At 66.1% G+C, this 1,350-nt stretch carries 1 protein-coding gene; it reads left to right on the top strand.

The features are described 5' to 3' along the window. Positions 1-363 precede the first annotated feature (363 nt). Positions 364-1,131 carry an inositol monophosphatase family protein gene (locus tag WFK98_RS27190; RefSeq protein ID WP_336802517.1) on the top strand — a complete coding sequence of 256 codons (768 nt, stop codon included), beginning with the start codon at positions 364-366 and terminating at the stop codon, positions 1,129-1,131. The last annotated feature ends 219 nt before the right edge of the window (positions 1,132-1,350 follow it).

The following is a 1,350-nucleotide window of genomic DNA, read 5'->3' as shown; positions in this document are numbered from 1 at the left end:
ACGATGAAACCATAAAAAACCCCGCCGCGCTCCAAAGCCGGCGGGGTTTTTGCATTCAAAACAAAAACACACACAACGAAGAACGAAGAACAGCGGCGCGGACGAGTTCTCGAAATTGCTCACGGGCTGAGAGATCTGCCTCCCCTTCCGCGAAGAGCCCGGCCGCGCGCCGCTCTCCTTTTGGGCAAAATCTCCCGTTGCCCGGATGTAGAAACGATAAGACGGCGATGGCCCGCCGGATCGAGCGGCGCGGGAGCTCGCGACTGGCACGCACCGACAGCGCCTTCCTTCCGTGCGTGCCGGCTTGACAGCGGCGGCGTTCGGTCGCAATCCGGGCGCGGCAAAACGGGGGCAGCGAGCGACATGCGGGAAGAACTCATCGGCCTGGCCGAGGCGGCCGGGCGCATCGGCGCGCGCTACTTCCGCAGTGGCGCTCTTGCGGCCGGCGTCGAGGAAAAGGGGCATCTCGATCTCGTCACCCGCGCCGACAAGGAGGTCGAGGCCTTCCTGCAGGAAGAGCTGCAAAAGCTCTATCCGGCGGACGGGATCTGCGGCGAGGAGGGCGCGAGCCTTCGCGCGGATGCGGACCGGCAATGGGTGATCGATCCGATCGACGGCACCTTCAATTTTGTCCGCGGCTTGCCGGACTGGGCGGTGTCGATCGGGCTTTATGCCGGCGGCTTGCCGGTGTTCGGCGTCATCCACGCGCCGATTCGCGGCGAGACGGTGTCGGGCGGACGCGATCTCGAGGTGCTGCTGAACGGCGTGAAACTGCCGCCTTTGCCGCCGCTCGACCGTCGCCGCGGCGTCGTCGCGGTCGGCTTCAGCGCCGACACGCCGGTCGAGCGCGAACTGGCGGCGCTGCGCTTCATCCGCAGCGAGCTCGACATGACCTATCGGCATTGCGGCTCGACGGCGGCTGCATTTTTGATGCTGGCGGCGGGCCAGGTCGATGCGAGCCTCGGCTTCGGCGTCTGCAGCTGGGACGTGATGGGCGGATTGCCGGTGGTCGAACGGCTCGGTGGCGTGGCGACGATCGACTGGAAGGCGATCGGGCTGCGGCAGAAACTCGATTATCTCGCCGGCTCGACCGAACTGGTCGAACGGGCTCGGCCGATCCTCGATTTGTGACCGGCGCGAAGGGCGCGGCGCTTTCCGGGATATGTCGGGCGGATCCTTGCGTGGCGGCGCAAAAAGAGGCTTGCCGGCTGGCGGGGGAGGGGGCTTGCTTCTTCCGAGCTTCCGAGCTTCCGAGCTTCCGAGCTTCCGAGCTTCCGAGCTTCCGAGCTTCCGAGCTTCCGAGCTTCCGAGCTTCCGAGCTTCCGAGCTTCCGAGCTTCCGAGCTTCCGA

The organism is Kaistia sp. MMO-174, assembly GCF_037147815.1.
In the GTDB taxonomy this organism is placed as follows: domain Bacteria; phylum Pseudomonadota; class Alphaproteobacteria; order Rhizobiales; family Kaistiaceae; genus Kaistia; species Kaistia nematophila.
The sequence above is the reverse complement of the archived record's forward strand: the minus strand, read 5'-3'. Positions and strand labels throughout refer to the sequence as shown.